General features: G+C 61.1%; 13 protein-coding genes and 2 pseudogenes. 3 read left to right on the top strand and 12 right to left on the bottom strand.

What is annotated here, in order from left to right; all coding sequences use genetic code 11:
- Nucleotides 1-253: pseudogene (locus BR41_RS24730) on the top strand (IS481 family transposase); the annotation flags it as partial.
- Nucleotides 254-448: 195 nt separating this feature from the next.
- On the opposite strand, the gene BR41_RS19130 reads toward BR41_RS24730, so the two are convergent.
- The 8 genes from BR41_RS19130 to glnA all read right to left on the bottom strand — a co-directional run bounded on the left by BR41_RS19130 (nt 449) and on the right by glnA (nt 7,209).
- On the bottom strand, nt 449-751 hold the full coding sequence (locus BR41_RS19130; protein ID WP_035060249.1) for an STAS domain-containing protein: 303 nt from the start codon (nt 749-751) through the stop codon (nt 449-451).
- A 102-nt stretch (nt 752-853) separates the two neighbouring features.
- Nucleotides 854-2,257 carry a nitrogen regulation protein NR(I) gene (ntrC, locus tag BR41_RS19125; RefSeq protein WP_035060247.1) on the bottom strand — a complete coding sequence of 468 codons (1,404 nt, stop codon included), beginning with the start codon at nt 2,255-2,257 and terminating at the stop codon, nt 854-856.
- Nucleotides 2,254-3,288, bottom strand: a complete 1,035-nt coding sequence (gene glnL / locus BR41_RS19120; RefSeq protein ID WP_308417280.1) for a nitrogen regulation protein NR(II) — start codon at nt 3,286-3,288, stop codon at nt 2,254-2,256. The genes ntrC and glnL overlap by 4 nt, the downstream gene beginning before the upstream one ends.
- Nucleotides 3,289-3,577: 289 nt before the next feature.
- Entirely contained in the window at nt 3,578-4,048 is a 471-nt protein-coding gene (locus BR41_RS19115) for a DUF4124 domain-containing protein (protein ID WP_035060243.1), read from the bottom strand.
- A 24-nt stretch (nt 4,049-4,072) separates the two neighbouring features.
- Nucleotides 4,073-4,402, bottom strand: a complete 330-nt coding sequence (locus tag BR41_RS19110) for an Rdx family protein (RefSeq protein ID WP_051711380.1) — start codon at nt 4,400-4,402, stop codon at nt 4,073-4,075.
- Entirely contained in the window at nt 4,399-5,031 is a 633-nt protein-coding gene (locus tag BR41_RS19105; protein WP_035060240.1) for an HAD family hydrolase, read from the bottom strand. Before BR41_RS19105 ends, BR41_RS19110 begins: the two co-directional genes overlap by 4 nt.
- 75 nt (nt 5,032-5,106) lie before the next feature.
- Nucleotides 5,107-5,676: a DUF2059 domain-containing protein gene (locus tag BR41_RS19100; RefSeq protein ID WP_035060239.1), complete on the bottom strand. Its 570-nt coding sequence runs from the start codon at nt 5,674-5,676 to the stop codon at nt 5,107-5,109.
- A 123-nt stretch (nt 5,677-5,799) separates the two neighbouring features.
- Nucleotides 5,800-7,209 (bottom strand): type I glutamate--ammonia ligase, encoded by a 1,410-nt coding sequence (glnA, locus tag BR41_RS19095; RefSeq protein WP_035060237.1) that lies wholly within the window; start codon nt 7,207-7,209, stop codon nt 5,800-5,802.
- Between the two features lie 333 nt (nt 7,210-7,542).
- On the opposite strand from glnA, the gene BR41_RS19090 reads away from it, so the two are divergent.
- The gene (locus BR41_RS19090) at nt 7,543-7,992 is read left to right on the top strand and encodes a rhodanese-like domain-containing protein (protein WP_035060267.1); all 450 of its coding nucleotides are present in this window, start codon (nt 7,543-7,545) and stop codon (nt 7,990-7,992) included.
- Between the two features lie 351 nt (nt 7,993-8,343).
- On the opposite strand, the gene BR41_RS19085 is transcribed toward BR41_RS19090, so the two are convergent.
- The 4 genes and pseudogenes from BR41_RS19085 to BR41_RS19070 all read right to left on the bottom strand — a co-directional run bounded on the left by BR41_RS19085 (nt 8,344) and on the right by BR41_RS19070 (nt 14,249).
- On the bottom strand, nt 8,344-9,882 hold the full coding sequence (locus tag BR41_RS19085; protein WP_245615996.1) for a fimbria/pilus outer membrane usher protein: 1,539 nt from the start codon (nt 9,880-9,882) through the stop codon (nt 8,344-8,346).
- Nucleotides 9,883-9,947: 65 nt separating this feature from the next.
- Nucleotides 9,948-10,205: pseudogene (locus tag BR41_RS25300) on the bottom strand (DUF1090 family protein); the annotation flags it as partial.
- 233 nt (nt 10,206-10,438) lie between these two features.
- Complete coding sequence (locus BR41_RS19075) at nt 10,439-13,609, bottom strand: ATP-binding protein (protein ID WP_035060231.1); 3,171 nt, start codon at nt 13,607-13,609, stop codon at nt 10,439-10,441.
- Nucleotides 13,602-14,249, bottom strand: a complete 648-nt coding sequence (locus BR41_RS19070; RefSeq protein WP_035060228.1) for a response regulator — start codon at nt 14,247-14,249, stop codon at nt 13,602-13,604. The genes BR41_RS19075 and BR41_RS19070 overlap by 8 nt, the downstream gene beginning before the upstream one ends.
- Before the next feature lie 315 nt (nt 14,250-14,564).
- On the opposite strand from BR41_RS19070, the gene BR41_RS19065 reads away from it, so the two are divergent.
- A complete protein-coding gene (locus BR41_RS19065) occupies nt 14,565-17,189 on the top strand; it encodes a DUF1631 family protein (RefSeq protein WP_035060226.1) in 2,625 nt (874 codons plus the stop codon).
- Nucleotides 17,190-17,258 lie beyond the last annotated feature (69 nt).

Raw genomic sequence — 17,258 nt, 5'->3', positions numbered from 1 at the left:
GGCCAGTCGCTACCGCTGCAGTGGCCGGCCGTATCCGGAGCAACTGCCGGCGGTGGAGTATGAGCCGGGCGATCGGGTGTTGAAGGTTCGCGTCAACGGGCAAATCCAGTATCGCGGCCGGGCAGTGTTCATTGGCGAGGGTTTGGCGGGGGGGTACGTGGCACTGCGCCCTTCGGCACAAGCCGATGTGCTGACGGTGTTCTTCTGTCATAAGGCCATTCGCACCATCGATCTGCGGGTGCAGTTAGACTAGGTTGAGTGTTACCCATGTCTACCGACAAGTGTTACCTATGTCTCCCGGCTGAACACTGCGCTCAACCCAACCTACGGTGCTGTGGAGTTATTTGAGGCGGCCAATAATTCGCTCTAATGCATTAACTCAGGCGCAGACAGTACTTCATGTACGGCAAGACTGAGTTAATGCATTAGAGCGGATTGGTTGGCCGACTTAAGAGCGGATTTCGAAGATTTTGCTGAAGTTGGCAATATCTAGTACCGCTTTGACCGTCCCCTTGCAATTGGTCAACACCACTTTGCGCCCATCCACGCGCTCATTCAGCAGCAGCAACATCCCCAGCGCCGCCGAATCCATGTAGCCGACATTGCTGAAATCCAGTTCGATTTCCTTCACATCATCCGCTGCGAGCGCATTGGTGGTCGTTTGCTTGAACTCCCGGTGCGATTCGTAAGTGAAATTGCCGTTGAGCTGGATCAGTGCGTGGCCGGGAGTCAGGACAAGGTTGGCTTGCATGGCAGGGGTTCCGTGAGCGGATGCGTCGTAGCGAAGTCTAGCAGCCTGAATCGGCAAACTGCTACTTGATTCGCATCCGATGTCCGCTCCGCTTGCCTGTGTTCAATGCCCGTTATCCATGCCCAGTTCCTGGATCTTGCGGGTGAGGGTATTGCGGCCCCAGCCCAACAACTCCGCCGCTTCGATCCGTTTGCCACCGGTGTGTGCCAAGGCGCGTTCAATCACCGTGCGTTCGAAATCCGGCACGATATCGTCCAGCACACGGGCATCGCCATGCGCCAGCCGGCTGCCGATTTCCTCGGCCAGCGCCTGCCGCCAATCGCCGAAGTGGGGCGGTGCCGAACCATCACGCGGCGCTTCGATGATTTCTGGCGGCAGATCGTTCGTTTCGACGACCGCGCCCGGCGCCATGACGGTGATCCAGTGGCACAGGTTTTCCAGCTGACGCACGTTGCCGGGGAAGGGGAAGGCGGCGAGCTTGCCCATGGCTTCGTCGGACAAGCGCTTGGCTTCGACACCCAGCTCGGTCGCGCTACGCGACAGGAAGTAGCGCGTGAGCAGCGGAATGTCTTGCAGCCGTTCGCGCAAAGCCGGCAAACGCAGGCGGATCACGTTCAGGCGATGGAACAAGTCTTCACGGAAGCGGCCGGTTTTGACCAGTTCTTCCAGATTCTGGTGCGTGGCGGCGATCACGCGCACGTTGGCGCGGATCGGTTGCTGGCCGCCGACGCGGTAATAGAAGCCGTCTGACAGCACGCGCAGCAGGCGGGTTTGCAGATCAGCCGGCATGTCGCCGATTTCATCCAGAAACAGCGTGCCACTCTCGGCTTGTTCAAAGCGGCCTTGCCGCCGCGCTTCAGCGCCGGTGAAGGAACCACGCTCGTGGCCGAACAGTTCTGACTCCAGCAAATCTTTTGGAATTGCCGCCGTGTTGATGGCGATGAAGGGCTTGGCGCTACGCGGGCTATGCCGGTGCAGGGCGCGGGCGACCAGCTCCTTGCCGGAGCCGGATTCGCCGGTGATCATCACGGTGGCGGCCGACTGGCTCAAGCGGCCAATGGCGCGAAACACGTCCTGCATGGCCGGCGCCTGCCCGAGGATGTCCGGCGTGCTCACCGGTACTTCCTCGTCGGAATGTTGGCGCTCACCTTCTTGTATGGCACGCATCACCAGCGCCACGGCCTGATCGACGTCGAATGGCTTGGGCAAGTATTCGAATGCGCCGCCTTGGAAGGCCGCTACCGCGCTTTCCAGATCGGAATGCGCCGTCATGATGATGATGGGCAGGCCGGGGTGGTCTTTCTTGACCAGCTCAAGAAAGGTCAGCCCCGATTCGCCCGGCATGCGGATATCGCATACCACCGCTTCCGGCACTTCGCGGCGCAGCCGCTCGAGTGCCTCGGTGGCGGAGGCGAAGGTGGTGTGAGCGATTCCCTCGCGTGCGAGTGCTTTTTCGAAGACCCAGCGGATGGAACGGTCGTCATCGATAACCCAGACGGTACTCATGCTTTCTCCGAAGCGAGGTTGGCTTGCCAGCCGTTGAGCGGCAGCATCAGTGTGAAACAGGTGTAGCCGGGGCGACTGTCGAATTCGATCGCGCCGTGGTGCTGGCTGATATAAGTGTGCGCCAGGTGCAGGCCGATGCCGGTGCCGCCGGGGCGGCCGGAGACGAGCGGATAGAACAGCGTCTCCTTCAGGGCCTCGGGGATGCCGGGGCCGTTGTCGATGATCTGCACCATGATGGCGAGCGGGAAGCGCTTGCGGTTGAGCGTGGCCTGGCGCGTGATCCGGGTGCGCAGCACCACTTCGCCCACGCCGGCCATGGCTTGCACCGCGTTGCGCACGATGTTGAGGATGGCCTGGATCAGCTGTTCGCGATCGCCGATCAGTGAAGGCAGGCTGATGTCGTAGTCGCGCTTCACCGAGAGGCCATTCGGCGTTTCGGCCAGCATCAGGCTGCGCACGCGCTCCAGCACTTCGTGGATCGACAGCTCGGACAATTTGGGCAGCCGATGCGGCGTCAGCAGCCGGTCGAGCAGGCCTTGCAGCCGCTGCGACTCTTCGATGATGACCTGGGTGTATTCCTTGAGGTGCGCCTCGGCCAGCTCGGTAGAGAGCAATTGCGCCGCACCACGAATGCCGCCAAGCGGGTTCTTGATCTCGTGGGCGAGATTGCGGATCAGCTCGCGATTGGCTTGTTGCTGTGCTTGCAGGCGCTCTTCGTTGACGATCCGGCGTTGCTGGTCGATCTGGCGCACTTCGAGCAAGGCCGCCGCTTCCGGCGACTCAATCGGGCTGGCGGTGAGCGAGACATAGACCTCGCCGTGCGCCGTGTGCAGCAGCAGTTCGTGCTCGGTGATGCTGACGTTGTCCTTGAGTGCGGTGGCGACCGCTTGAACGAGGGCGCTTTCGGGGTTCAGGCAGGCCGAGAGCGTCAGCCCGGTCTGTTCTTCCTTGAGGCCAAGCAGGTCGGCGGCGGCCGGGTTGAAGTAGACCAGTGTGCCGCGAGCGGAGGCCGCAACGATGGCGGCGTCCATAAAATCCAGGCCTGAGAAAGGGGCGTATGTCATGCGGGGGTACCACGGTAAGGCATCTTGCTAGCAACTAAGCAATTACCGGGCCAGCAAGATACAAGTGAGTGAATGCACGGTTTGAGGCCGAAACGGGGCATCGAAAAGGGCGCCATGCCCAGCATCGTAGCGTATGGGTGCACCAGTTCTGTGCATTGTGGGCACTGAAGCGGACAAAGGGCGATGCAGGGTGAGGGAAGGGGAACAGAGCCTGTTCGTTGGAGGCGAACAGGCTCTGGTGGAGGGCCTATGACAGTTAGCGTGCCCGGGCCAATTCGTTGGTCAGTGCGGCGACGTTCTTTTCGTGCAGCACCACCGATTCGCGCAGGCGACCGAGCTTTTCGGTGTACTTGGATGTATTGGCGCGTTCTTCCGCAGTGCGATTGGTATCGGCATCGGCCAGGGCGCGGCGGGCGTCTGCCAAGGCTTGTTGCTCGGCGTTCAGCTCTTCTTGCAGGATCAGTTTGCGGTTGCTGTCGCGGCTGCGCTGCGTGGCGGCGTCGACCTTGGGGAAGTTGCCGGGCGACGGGCTGTTGACCTTCGGCGTGTTGCCCGATTTGGTGCGCGTCTTTGGTGCGTTTACCGTAACCGGGTCGGCGTAGATGCGCTGCGAGCCCTTCATGGGAATGTTGGAGAAGGTCACCCGCCCCTCTTCATCGACATATTTGTAGATGTCCGCAAAGGCAGGGGAAGCAACGAGCAGGAGGAGTAGAACGCGCAAAGTCATGGTGTACCTATATCACAGCGAGGCTTACTCGGGGTTACGGTCGCTGTGGCGGTCGTTATGGCCTAGGGGGCGATCAGGGGCGATTTGATCGCGCACGCGCTGCTTGAGTTCCTTGGCTTCAGGAAAGCCGCCATCGCGCTTGCGCTCCCACACTAGAACGTCGTCGCAATGGATTTCGAATACACCGCGGGTGCCAGGTAGCAGTGCCACTTCGCCCAATTCATCGCTGAAGGTGGAGAGCAGCTCTTGCGCCAGCCAAGCCGCGCGCAATAGCCATTGGCATTGGGTGCAGTAGCGGATGGTGACGCGTGGCTTGGTGGTTTCGCCGGCGCTTGGGATGGTTGCTGGTGTCATACCGGCAGGCCCCATGCCCGCAATTGCGTCGCGGTAGCGGCCGGGTCGGTGTGATGGATGGCTCGCCAGCCCAGAGCGCGGGCGGCATCGACGTTTTTCAGGACGTCGTCGATGAATACCAGCTGTTCCGGTTGTGCACCAGGATGGTGCTTGCGGATGCGCTCCAGCATCAGCTGATAAATCCGCGCATCCGGCTTGATCAATTTCTCGTGCCCGGAAACGAGCACGTCTTTAAAGCGACGCATGAACGGGTAGTTGTCCCACGCATACGGAAAGGTCTCTGCCGACCAGTTGGTGAGCGCATAAACCGGCACGTCATTGGTTTCCAGCGCTTCGAAAATCGCCATGCCTTCATCGAGCGTGCCGCGCAGCATTTCCGTCCAGCGATCATAAAAAGCCGCGATCAAATGGGCATGGTCTGGATATTTGGCGCTGAGTGCCGCCGTGGCGTCGGCGAGCGAGCGGCCGGCATCCTGCTGGATGTTCCACTCGCCATTGCAGACTTCGGCAAGGAACCACTTGCGCTCCGCCTCATCGGCGATCAGCTCGCGAAACAGGTATTCCGGGTTCCAGTCGAAGAGAACGCCGCCGAGATCGAAGACAACGATGGTTTGGGTGTCGGTTTTCATGTGCGCCATGATACCAGCGAGTATTTGGCACCAGCACTACGAACCCCGCCGTATCTGTTACGGCCTGTGAGCCGTTCATTCCGGCGCTTGATCCCGGAGCGCGCGCAACTGGCTTTGCATTTCCACATCCCAGCGTGGCATCCATTTCTGGAAGAGCGGGATGAACGCCGCCTGCTCCGTGTGGGTGAGTTGCAGCAGTTTTTTGCCGACCGGTGACGCATACAGGGCGGTGAGTTGTCGAAGCTCATCGAGCGAAAAATGGCTGGCGTAAAGATTGGCGGCAAATTCATCCAGATCGCGAATCAGCTGCGGGTTATGCAGCAAGGTGTGCGTCATTTCCGGGAGTTTGGCGGTCGCGATATCCAGTAGCTTGAGGCGCTGGTTTAACTGCCGCTCTATGTCTTCCGGCTTTGTTGCCTCTGATAGCTGTTCGTTTTCAGCCAGCAACTTGCCGATCATCACGCCCGATTTTGCGGCGAAATAGTCGTGTATCCCCGCTTCCATCGTATTGGCCATGACTTCGCCGTATTGCATGGTTTTCATCAACTGGCGTGCGGTTTCCAGCTCCTTTGATTCGGCCGCCCAAGTCGTGAGACTGAAAAATTGCATGGCAACGACCATGATCCATGTGAAGCAGTTTTTCATTGAACGTGCCTTGAATCGAGCGTTGGCTGCGTTGCGGTGCTCATTGGGGAGGGGGCGTAAAGCAGGAAATGAAAAGCCCCGCATTGCTGCGGGGCTTTCCGATTCGCGATGACTACTTGCTGATTACAGCGAGTAGTACATATCGAATTCAACCGGGTGGGTGTTCATACGGATGCGGTTGACGTCGTTCATCTTCAGTTCGATGTACGAATCAATCCATTCGTCGGTGAACACGCCGCCACGGGTCAGGAACTCGCGATCCTTGTCCAGCGCGTCCAGTGCCTCGTCGAGCGATGCGCACACGGTCGGGATCAGCTTGTCTTCTTCCGGCGGCAGGTCATACAGGTTCTTGTCAGCCGGATCGCCTGGGTGGATCTTGTTCTGGATGCCATCGAGGCCTGCCATCAGCAGGGCGGAGAAGGCCAGGTACGGGTTAGCCAACGGATCCGGGAAGCGCGCTTCGATACGACGGCCCTTTTCGGACTGAACGTGCGGAATGCGGATCGAAGCGGAACGGTTCTTGGCGGAGTAAGCCAGCTTCACCGGTGCTTCGTAGTGCGGAACCAGACGCTTGTAGGAGTTGGTGCCCGGGTTGGTGATGGCGTTCAGTGCCTTGGCGTGCTTGATGATGCCGCCGATGTAGAACAGGGCGGTTTCAGACAGGCCAGCGTAGCCGTTGCCTGCGAACAGGTTCTTGCCGTCTTTCCAGATCGACTGGTGAACGTGCATGCCCGAACCGTTGTCGCCAACGATCGGCTTCGGCATGAAGGTCGCGGTCTTGCCGTATTGGTTGGCCACGTTGTGCACCACGTACTTCAGGATCTGGGTCCAGTCAGCGCGGGTGGTCAGGGTGTTGAACTTGGTGCCGATTTCATTCTGGCCGGCGTTCGCCACTTCGTGGTGGAACACTTCGACCGGCACGCCCAGCTCTTCCAGCACGATGACCATCGTGGCGCGGATGTCTTGGTGGCTGTCGACCGGCGGAACCGGGAAGTAGCCGCCCTTGACGCGCGGACGGTGGCCGAGGTTGCCGCCTTCGAATTCTTCGCCAGTCGCCCAGGCACCTTCTTCGGAGCCGATCTTGACGAAGCAGCCGCTCATGTCGGCGCCCCAGCGGACGTTGTCGAAGATGAAGAATTCAGGTTCCGGACCGAAGTAGGCGGTGTCACCAATGCCGGTGGCCTTCAGATAGGCTTCAGCGCGCTTGGCGAGCGAACGCGGGTCGCGGTCATAGCCCTTGCCCGTTGCCGGCTCGATCACGTCACACGTGATGAACAGGGTCGGTTCGTCGTAGAACGGGTCGATCTTGGCGGTAGCGGTGTCCGGCAGCAGCAGCATGTCGGAAGCCTGGATGCCTTTCCAGCCAGTGATGGAGGAGCCGTCGAAGGCATGGCCATTGACGAACCACTCGTCGTCAACCACGTGCGACGGAATCGTCACGTGCTGCTCTTTGCCAATGGTGTCGGTGAAACGCAAGTCAACGAAACGGATATCGTTGTCCTTGATCAGCTTGAGAACGTCGGCTGCCGCCATGGTGTGCTCCTGAATACGTAATAGAAAATGGGTAGTGAAAACGAATCCGGTTATTCACCCGCCCTACGGGGCGTCGGAATGGCCGTAGCAGAAGCAGGAAGCGTGCCAGCTGAATCTGCAAGGCCGGCTTATTGTGCCACAAACGGCTGCAGACGCTTTGCACCGTTTGTAACCCGCATACAGGAATACCCTGACGCACCGTTTTTGTGCGTTTTGCGTGCATTGTGCGTGACTTTGGTGCGTTTGCACGCGCGCGGCTCCCCATTTGCGATACGCATTGCCTTGCGTGGCGTCGAGGAAGAAAATTTGAAGATCGATAGGGAGATTCAAGTCATGAGCCGCACCAATACCATCCTGCAAACCGCCCGCCAGCGTGCGGCAGAGCTTGGCCTGCCTTATTCCGGCGCAGTCACGCCCACCGAGGCGCAGGAGCTGGTCGCCCAGATGGGCGCAAAAATCGTCGACGTGCGCACGCATGCGGAATGGCAATTCGTCGGCACGATTCCGGGCTCGGCCCAGATTGAGTGGAAGCGTTACCCGGGCATGCAGCTGAATCCGGATTTTCTGAGCCAGCTGAAGCAACAGGTCGATCCGCAAAACGTGGTGCTGTTCTTGTGCCGTTCCGGTGCACGCAGCCACGACGCCGCCACATTGGCCGCGCAACACGGCTACAGCGAGGCATTCAACATCCTTGAAGGCTTCGAGGGCGACAAGGATGGTAGACAGCACCGTAACAGCGTCAATGGCTGGAAAGCGGCTGGGCTGCCGTGGGTGCAGGGCTAGCGCCTTGTTTGCAATCTTTTTGGTTATGCGCCTGCGGCGCGGCTAAAAGCGTTACAGCGGGAATCCGTCCCGCGGCCGGGGAAGGGACTTTGTCTCGCCAAAGCCCCCTCCACCCTAAAGGCGACCCCCGCTGGGCGGCCTTCCAGGCTACCCTCGGTCGGTCGCGAGCCTAAGGTCTCGCGGACACTCCCTCGGCGCTTAGCGAAAGGGGAGGAAAACCCGCAGCGCCACCATCGCGACAAAACGTGACGTCTTCTATGTAGGGCGCAATCCCCGCAGGGCATTGCGCCGCATCTTTTCCCTGAATCGACTTCTCAAAGATCTTAAACAGGCCCTAAGTGCCACGTTGAATCACTGTGGCGCCGTTGCCCGAGGCTGGATCGGCGCGTAGATGATCGCGCCAGCGGTGGGCGCGGTTTCGCGCGTCAAAGATTTGAAGTCCAGCGTCTCGTCGACGTCCGCGCTATCCAGTCCGATGCGATTGAGCCGGTAGGGCGTCAGATAAGGGATGATCGTTTTGCCGCTGGCATCGGTGCGATTGGCGAGTTGTCCCTCGGCGAGCACGTTGGGATAGCCCGGCGCGTCGACGAGGGCAATCGTGTCGCCCAGTGATTGGCCGAATACCACGCCGCCTGCATAAGCCACCACACTGCCTGCTATGTCCACACTGCGCTTGCTGTAGCTCTGCCCGCGACTATCCCGCCCTTGTTCATAACCGGCTTGCAGCCGGCCTGCATCAGCCTGATAGGCGGCAAAAACGCTGGTTTGCGCGCCTTCCTCGCGAGATCGCTCCTGGCTGAGGTTGTAGGTGAGGCGGGCGTCTTCCAGTGCTGATCCGGATAGCCGATTACTCCAGGACACCACGCGCTCGTCCGACTTCGCAAGCGAGGTCTCATAGCGCAAGGTGCCAGGCAATTTGGCGGTCTCCAGCGGAATCGACAAGCTGACCAGAAAGGCGTGATTGCGCCGAGTACCGCGTTGCGTCGCGGATGCTTGCAAATCGATGTCGAACTTGTCGCCCGACCAGTTCATGCCGATTTGGGCACTGATCCGGTCGGGATAGTCACCCTGAAACCGCCGGCCGACCACGGTGGCATACAGATTGCCCGCATCGCTGAACGATTGCTTGAAGGTCAGCGCCAGCCGGCTGGCCGGTGATACTTCTGGCGGCAACATGGCCATCCATTCGTCCCCATCGTAAAACTCGCTGAAGAGGTTGCCGTAGAACGCGATCTCCGTATCGCGCTGCAGCATGTCCTCCAGTGTGCGAAAGCGCCCACCCGTGAAGCGCTGGAAATCGATACTCAACCCGCTGCCTGTGCCTGGGAACGACTTGGCGTAGCGCACACGCCAGCGCTTGCCGATGGGATCGGCGATGTGTGTTTTGAGACGGGAGCGTGTCAAGTCGACCGACACCGCGCCGAAGGCGTCCAGATCCCAGCCGATGCCGGCCGCTTCGCTTTGGTAATCCCGCGCGGCCAGTACGCCGACGAAGGTGCTCAGTTTCAGCGGCAGGCCATACCCTAACGTGGCTTGCACGAAATCGGGGCTTGCCATGTCGTCTTCGTAACTGGGGGGGCGGTAACGGCCGGCGGTCAGCGCGTACTTCCACACGCCGCGCTGCGTCAGTAGCGGCATGGCGGCGTAGGGCACGATGAACACACGCTCGTCGCCATCTGCTTCACGCACGGTGACTTCGATATCGCCGCTGCTACTGGGCGGCCGGATGTCGGTCAGCTCGAACGGGCCGGGTGCAATGGACGTGCGATAGAACAGGATGCCGTCCTGCCGCACCGAGATTTCGGCATTGCTCTGGGCGATACCGCGTACCACGGGCGCATAGGTGTGCAGGTGGTCAGGCAGCAATTCATCCTCGGACTGCAACTGCACGCCGTTGAACGGCAGGCTGTCGAACAGGATGCTGTCTGAATCGCTTTGCCGTTGGCCTTGGCTTCACGCAGTTCGCCTTCAGCGTTGGTGATTTCAGCTTGCACGTGGCGAACGTCTTCCTGCTTGTCGGCCACCTTGCGTTCGGCGCGGGTCTTTTGGCCTTCCGGTGTGCAATTGGCTTGGGCTTCTGCCAGCGAGGCTTGCAGCCCTGCGGCCTTGGCGGTGTGGCCGAATTGCTTGGCCACTTCGATTTGCGACTGAATCACTGCAATCTTGGTTTCGCAGGAGTTCGTGCCGGCAAAAGCGGTGGAGGCGATCAGCATGCTGAACGGGATGACGGCGGCGGCGATGAGGGTCTTTTTCATGATGTTTTCCTTTGGGTTGGTGAGGGGTTGATTCAGCGCGTTGGCTGCTGACCCGTACTTTGCCAAAGGGGCTTTCGAGCGAACATCGAACAAATTCGAGATTGGGGGGGCGAAGGCTTTTCTCCTCTCGCCCTAGCGTGCAAGGCTTTGCCTTGCCCAGTAATAGAGGGAGAGGGGGCGAAATAGCGTGATCAATCCATCAAGTACGGTTGCAACGCCTGCATCAACCGCACCTGCTGTTTTTCCAGCGCGGCATGTTCTGCTCGTTGCGACAGCATTTCCAGCACCACGCAGGCTTGATCGACATCGGCATCTTTGACCACGCAGGCCACCGCGCCACGAATGCGGTGGGCGATGGCGGCAATGTCACTGCGGGCGACGGTTGCAACGGCGGTTGCCAGCTCGGCGCAGTCCGCACGCAGGCTCGCGGCCAAGTCCTGCTGTAGCGATGACAGGTCAGGCGGCGCAATGGGCGCGGCATCGGTACGGATCGTCACCTGATCGGGAAACCAATCTGCCAGCACCTGGCTGATGCGCACCAGTTCAACCGGTTTCACCAGCACGTCATCCATGCCGGCAGCGCGGCATTTCTGGTGTTCTTCCGGTAGCGCGTTGGCGGTGTAGCCGATCACCGGGATACGCGGCCTCCCTTCGCATGCTTCCTGCGCGCGGATGCGGCGGGTGAGCTCCAGCCCGCTCATGCCGGGCATCTGGCAATCGGTGAGGATCAGGTCCACACCTTCACCGTAGTGCTGCAAGGCACCGATGGCGTTGCCGACGCAGATCGGCGCATAACCGAGCCAGCTCAACTGGCTACCCATCACCTTGAGGTTCACCGGATGGTCGTCCACAACCAGGATGCGCAGCGGCGCGGTGGCGAACCACGTCTGTGCTAGCTGCAATTGGTTTTCTGCCGCCACCGGACAAGGCAGTACGACGCTTACCGTGGTGCCGGCCCCCTGTTGGCTGGCAATCGTGGCATGCCCGCCCATCAGTTCAGCGAGGCGCTTGACGATATTCAGCCCCAGCCCGGAGCCCATATGCGCCTGTGGAGACGAGGCTTGCTTGAACGGCTCGAAAATGGTCGGCAGATCGGTCGCTGCAATGCCGGTACCGGTATCGCGCACGTCGAATCGCACCCATTGGCCAGCCTCGTCGGGCATCGGCTCTACCCACGCTTGCAGTGTGATCTCGCCGTGTGTGGTGAACTTGACCGCATTCGAGAGCAGGTTGTGGAAGATCTGTTTGGCGCGCACCGGGTCGATCCAGACCCATTCGGCGATATCCGCTGCCACGGTGCAAATGAGGCGGATGCCTTTTCCCTGCGCGGCTTGCTCGAACAGGTAGACGGTGTTACTCACCAGCTCTGGCAAATGCACGGCGCGTGGGGAGAGCGCCAGTTCACCCGCCTCGATCTTGCGGACGTCCAGGATGCCGCCGACGATATCCAGCAGGCTCTTGGCCGAGGTTTCGGCCAGTGCCAGCGCTTCGTGATCCGTTATCCCGGCCCGGCTGTTCCGATTCGCCATTTCCAGCAAGCCGACCACGGCGCTCATCGGCGTGCGGATTTCGTGGCTCATCACCGCCAGGAAATTGCTTTTCTCGGTGCTCGCACGCTCGGCTTCGTCCTTGGCCTGGCGCAGCTCGCGTTCCAGTTGTTTGCGGCGGCGAATCTGGTACTGCAGCAGGCTGTTCCAGGCCACGATCAAGGCCGCCAGTCCCAGTGCCCACGGTAGGTATGGGAAGAGCGTTCGGCGCAGGCGCTCCCAGGTGCTGGTGGGGTAATTGATGTGCGCCAGCCACTTGGCGGAGATGACGGCGCGCTCGCTGGGAGACATGCTCAGCAGCGCTTTGTTGATGATGCCCAGCAATTCCGGGGCGGTTGCCGTGACGCCGAAACGGGCCTGATAGGGCTGCTCGAACGCGGTTGCCGCAACGTGCAGCGGCTTGTCGTCGAAATGCCGTTCGATGGCATAACTGGCGGCGGCCATGCTTTGCAGCGTCGCATCGGCCTTGCCGCGCACCACCATGTCCATGCCATCGGCGGCCGTGCGGGTGAATACCAGCTGAATGCCTGGATAGCGGGCGCGCAGTTGTGGCGCGAGGCCATGCCCTTGCACGATGGCCAGCCGCTTGCCGCGCAGGCTTTCCAGGCTGTCGATACCTGGGTCGTCACTGCTGGCGACGATGGCCCACGCCATCGGGGCCACGTCGACTGAAAATGCCATGAATAGCCGCCGTTCGGGGGTATCTAGCAAGGTGGTGGCCAGATCAGCGCGCCCGTCGCGCAAGTCACTTTCCAGCGCGCTGATCGTTTCGTGCGGCACCACCTCGAAACGCAGCCCGGTACGTCGGCTGATGACCTTGAGCAAATCGGCGTACATCCCGGCGAATTCGCCGGCGGAATCGATAAAGGTGTAGGGGGCGTCGGCTGTATCGACGCCCACACGCACGACAGGGTGGCGAGCAATCCATTCCCGTTCATGGTCAGTGAGCGCGAGTTTGTTCTCTTCCGTATCCAGTGCGATGCCGGACGCCCAGCGGCGCAGGATGTTGGCGCGCATCCATGAGGGAATGGCATCCAGCCCCTCGGCAATGATCTGATCCAGTTGCGACTCGTCGTTGGCGGTGAGGAAGGAGAACGTCGTCTCGGCGCGTTCGAGGCGGGAGACGCGCAGATTGAGAAACAGGTTTTGCTCGACGTAATAACTGGCGGAGATCGCATCGCCGACGAAGTAATCGGCCCGCTCCAGCGCCACGGCTTCCAGCGCCTTGAACAAGGAATGCTGGGGGGGGACGGTGGTGTCTGGCGCTTGCTTGGCGAATGCCAGCGCGGCCGGGGCTTCCTCGACCACGCTGGCCCGCCCGGCCGGTGTCTCTTCATCGGTCGAAACAGGACCGGCACGGCGCACGATGGCGAGCGGGATTTGCAAATAGGGTTCGCTTGAGACTTGCGGCGACAATCGTTCGGTGTCGCTGCTCTGGGTGCTCAATAGATCGATCTGGTGATCGGCCAAGGCGGCGTAGGCGGCTTGCCGATCCGCAAACCAGCGCACACGCACCGGTATCTGCAAGGCATTGCCGAGCAGGATCAGATAGTCGGCAGCGATGCCGACCACGGCACCATTGCCCGCCCGGAACTGGATTGGCGCGTAGTCGTCGCCCCACATGCCGACCACCAGATGCCCGCGTTGCCGCAACCAGGCGATATCGCTCGGGGCGAGGTCGACCTGAAAGCGCGTGGGGGCGATCTGGCTGTTGAGCGATAGCAGCGGCGGAATTGTGGCAACGGTGGCCAAGGCGCTGGTGGCGATCAGTGCGCCAAGCAAGCCGCAGCAGAGGGCTTTGATCGGACTAAACAATGCCGACCTCGTAGGCGTAGCAAATCAAATCCGCATTGCTGGCGATGCCGAGCTTTTGCATGGCGTTCTGCTTGTGGGTGGCCACGGTGGTGACGGCCCGGCCGAGATTGGCGGAGATGTCCTGCAAGGTGTTGCCCTGCGCAAATAGCCGGACGACTTCCAGTTCGCGCTGGGTGAGCAGGGCCACGGGTTGATTCGGGCGGTGTTGCGCCTGGCTGTCGGCCAGCCAGTTGCGCATGCTTGGCGAGGCATAAGCCTCTTTGCTGCCGCCCTCGATCTTGCGGATCGCCGTCACCACCTCGCTCATCTCATCGTTCTTGCTGACCAGCGCATGCACGCCCAGTTTGCTCAGCCGCTGCAATAAAGCGGGATTGGAGAGCATGGTGAAAACAATGATCTTCACCTCGGGATGCAGGCGTCGTACCCGTTCGATCATGGCGAGGCCATCACCGCCGAGTGCGCCCTGGTTCATCGAGTAGTCGGTGATCACGATGCTGCAAGGCTGGGCGTTCAACGCCTTCAGCAATTGCTCGCCGGTGCGCGCCTTGAAGGCGACGCAGCATTCGTTCGCGGCAGCCAGCGTCGCTTGCAGGGCATCCATGATGACGGGGTGATCGTCCGCCAATCCAATAATGCGCATGGGGTTTTCTCCTGGGCAGTACAGCCTGAGCGGCTGACTGGATGGCCCGGCGTGTCGGGGTTAGATGGGTCGGTCCAGTTTAAAAAGGGTGCTACGTGGCAGTCTGTGAAGTAAAAAGGGTGAATCACTGTCGCTGTTTGCTTGCAGTCATGCCAAGTAAGTGGGTTGGTTCATGCGCGCCCGCGATGGGGATGGAAGTGCTTTCGATTTTCGTCAAACGAAACTGCTCTAAAATGCACGTATTACAGTGCTCGATCCGGCACGTTGCGCTGAAATGCGCGATATCTGGATGACGGCGATAGAGTTGGGAGCAATATGGATCGGAACGATTTGCTGGCTGCGACACGCAGCGAATTCCTGCGTGCGTTTGCCGCCGAGCTGAATGGATTGACTGAGCGCTGCGTGCAGAGCCTGTTCGAGCGCGCCGACCATGCCGGCTCGATGGCGGATCAGCACAAGCTGCTCGATGCGCGCACCGTGCTGCTGACGGCTGGCCAGGATTTGAACCGCCAGCTATACGATGGCATGGAGCGGTTGCTGAACCGCAGTTTCCAGACCGCCTACAGCACGTTTCGCCCCTCGTTCTCCGACACCATTGCCAGCAGCACCTTGTCCCTGTCCCTGATCGACGTGTCCACCGTTGAAGGCGAGATCCGCCTCGATACGCTGACCAACCGCTTTAGGGCGGCGGCGGAAGAGCCGCTGCGTGATCTGAATATTCGCGTGGCGTTGTTGTTCGAACAGGAAAACATCAAGGAACGCGAAAACCCGTTCCGTCCTTATCTGTTCTCGCGCTGCATCGCCACCGTGGCCGAAGGGCTATCCGAATCGCCTGAGACGGCCTTCCTGTTGACCGAACATCTGGCCTTCGCCCTGGTCGACCGGATCGGCTACATCTACGAACGATTGAATGCCTTGCTGGCACAGCGGGGTATCGCGGCCGAGCTGCAGCTCAAGGTCAAGAAAATGCCTTCGCCGCGTGGCGGGGGCGCTGGCGCGTCGGCAGGCGCGGCAACGGCTGAGGCAGCTGCGCCGGGTGGAGAAGGCGACGCAGGCTTCGATGCGGGCGGCGCAGGGGGGGGCTTTCAAGGTGGTGGCTTTCCAGGTGGCGTTGCCCAAGGTGATGGCACAGGGGGGGGCGGCGGTGTTGTCGCACCCAATCTGGCGCAATTCAGCCAGGCACTGGCCGGGCAAGGCCGGGTGGAGTCGCTGATTCGCATGGTGCAGAGCCCCGGCGCGGCCGGGCCGCAAACCGGGGGAGGGGGATCGCCCGAAGCAGGCGGGGGTGCCCCGTTTGATCCGGCCGTGTTGGCGCAACTGGCGCAGGCGTTGAACTCGACCGGTGCCTTCCAGGCGGGTGTGCCACCGGCAGGGGCCGATAAGCCCAAGACGGGCTGGCTGAGCGGGGCTCATTCGGTTGGCGGTGTGTTGCGCAGCTTTTTTTCCGGCGCGCAGCGGCTGTCCTCCGAGCCGTCCCCGCTGGCACCGAACCAGACCGGTTCGTTTATGGCCGGTATGTCCGGCGCTTTGGCTGAGTCATCGCCGCTGGTCAATATCGTGCAGGAGTTGCAACAGGTCAGTGCGGCTGGCCGGATCGCCATGGTCAGCGACGATGGCGCGGTGCGTAACCTGATCCTGGAAGAGCGACCCCGGCTCAGCGGTCTGGCGGGCGATAGCAACGAGCAGATGATCATCGACATCGTCGGCATGCTGTTCGAGTTCATCCTGCGCGATGGGCAAGTCCCGGCTGAAGTCCGGGCCCAGCTGGGGCGGCTGCAGTTCCTGGTGTTGAAGATCGCCTTGCTCGATCCGGACCTGTTCTCGCACAAGAACCACCCGGCGCGGATGCTGGTGAACCGGATCGGGACGATTTCGGCCGGCCTGCAAAAAGTCGACCCGAGCGGCGAGCGCGTGGTGGAGGAAATCCGCAAGATCATCGAGACCTTACTGGCCGAGCCGACCGAAAATGTCTCGCTGTTCACCGCCATGCTGGACGAGCTGGATGCCTTTATCGCGCACGAGCTGCGCATGGCCGATGCGCAAGTCGATCGCGCGGTGCAGGTACTGGAAAACGCCGAAAGCCGCACGCTGCAATTCGCCCGCACCACGGCCATGATCGCCGATGGCTTGTCCGGCCTGACGCTCGATCCCTATCTGCGTGATTTCCTCGTCAACACCTGGGCGCTGGTCATCGAGCGCGCCGGGCGCGACGACCCCGGGCAGGCTGAGAAATACAAGCTATTGATTCCAGACCTGATTTGGAGCATCGCGCCCAAGGTCGATCCGCACGACCGCAAGCAGTTGTTCGCGCTGATTCCATCCTTGCTGCCCTCGCTGCAGGAAGGTCTGGCCATGATCGGCTGGAGTACCGCCCAGCAGCAGGAGTTAGTGCACTGGCTGGTCGATGCGCACAAGGACGCGCTGCGGCCCGTCGAGGTGCCGGCCCCGGTGCCGCCGCTCTCGATGATGCATGACCGCTTCGAGCCGGTATTCAGCCAGCCGATCAGTGAAATGCCGGTGCAGCTGCCGCCGGAACATCATGTGCTCGACAGCCGCTTCCTTGGCGAAGCGATCCAGGAGCTGGAGGCCGATCTACACCTGTTCGATCAACTGATCGACGCCGATCACGATGGCAAGACCCCACCCCCCGAAGTCGTGAAAAGCGAGGTCGCTGTCGACGAAGTGATGCTGCGCATGCAAAACGGCGTTACCGTCGAGATCAACCTCGACGGCAAGATGGCGCCGGCGCGCTTGAACTGGGTCAGCCCGGATGCCAAGACCTTGATCCTGACCATGGATGAGAGCCGCAAGCCGGCCGTGATCAGCGTCAAGGTATTCCGGCGCATGCTGGCCAGCGGCCGGGCGCATTTGCTGGAGGTCGCGCCGCTGTTCGAGCGCGCCGTACAATCGTTGCTCGAATCGGCCGACAAGGTGACATGAGCCGCGTTGCCGCAGTGCCATCCCCGCTCGTACGTTTGCCTGCGAATCACGCTGCGAGCCCGATCCCTC

Source organism: Andreprevotia chitinilytica DSM 18519 (genome assembly GCF_000711875.1).
GTDB lineage: Bacteria > Pseudomonadota > Gammaproteobacteria > Burkholderiales > Chitinibacteraceae > Andreprevotia > Andreprevotia chitinilytica.
The sequence above is the reverse complement of the archived record's forward strand: the minus strand, read 5'-3'. Positions and strand labels throughout refer to the sequence as shown.

Bases quoted from the DNA above. Each gene is read 5' to 3' on its own strand.
- BR41_RS19130 (WP_035060249.1), bottom strand. From the start codon at position 751: ATGCAAGCCAACCTTGTCCTGACTCCCGGCCACGCACTGATCCAGCTC.
- ntrC (WP_035060247.1), bottom strand. From the start codon at position 2,257: ATGAGTACCGTCTGGGTTATCGATGACGACCGTTCCATCCGCTGGGTC.
- glnL (WP_308417280.1), bottom strand. From the start codon at position 3,288: ATGGACGCCGCCATCGTTGCGGCCTCCGCTCGCGGCACACTGGTCTAC.
- BR41_RS19115 (WP_035060243.1), bottom strand. From the start codon at position 4,048: ATGACTTTGCGCGTTCTACTCCTCCTGCTCGTTGCTTCCCCTGCCTTT.
- BR41_RS19110 (WP_051711380.1), bottom strand. From the start codon at position 4,402: ATGACACCAGCAACCATCCCAAGCGCCGGCGAAACCACCAAGCCACGC.
- BR41_RS19105 (WP_035060240.1), bottom strand. From the start codon at position 5,031: ATGAAAACCGACACCCAAACCATCGTTGTCTTCGATCTCGGCGGCGTT.
- BR41_RS19100 (WP_035060239.1), bottom strand. From the start codon at position 5,676: ATGAAAAACTGCTTCACATGGATCATGGTCGTTGCCATGCAATTTTTC.
- glnA (WP_035060237.1), bottom strand. From the start codon at position 7,209: ATGGCGGCAGCCGACGTTCTCAAGCTGATCAAGGACAACGATATCCGT.
- BR41_RS19090 (WP_035060267.1), top strand. From the start codon at position 7,543: ATGAGCCGCACCAATACCATCCTGCAAACCGCCCGCCAGCGTGCGGCA.
- BR41_RS19070 (WP_035060228.1), bottom strand. From the start codon at position 14,249: ATGCGCATTATTGGATTGGCGGACGATCACCCCGTCATCATGGATGCC.
- BR41_RS19065 (WP_035060226.1), top strand. From the start codon at position 14,565: ATGGATCGGAACGATTTGCTGGCTGCGACACGCAGCGAATTCCTGCGT.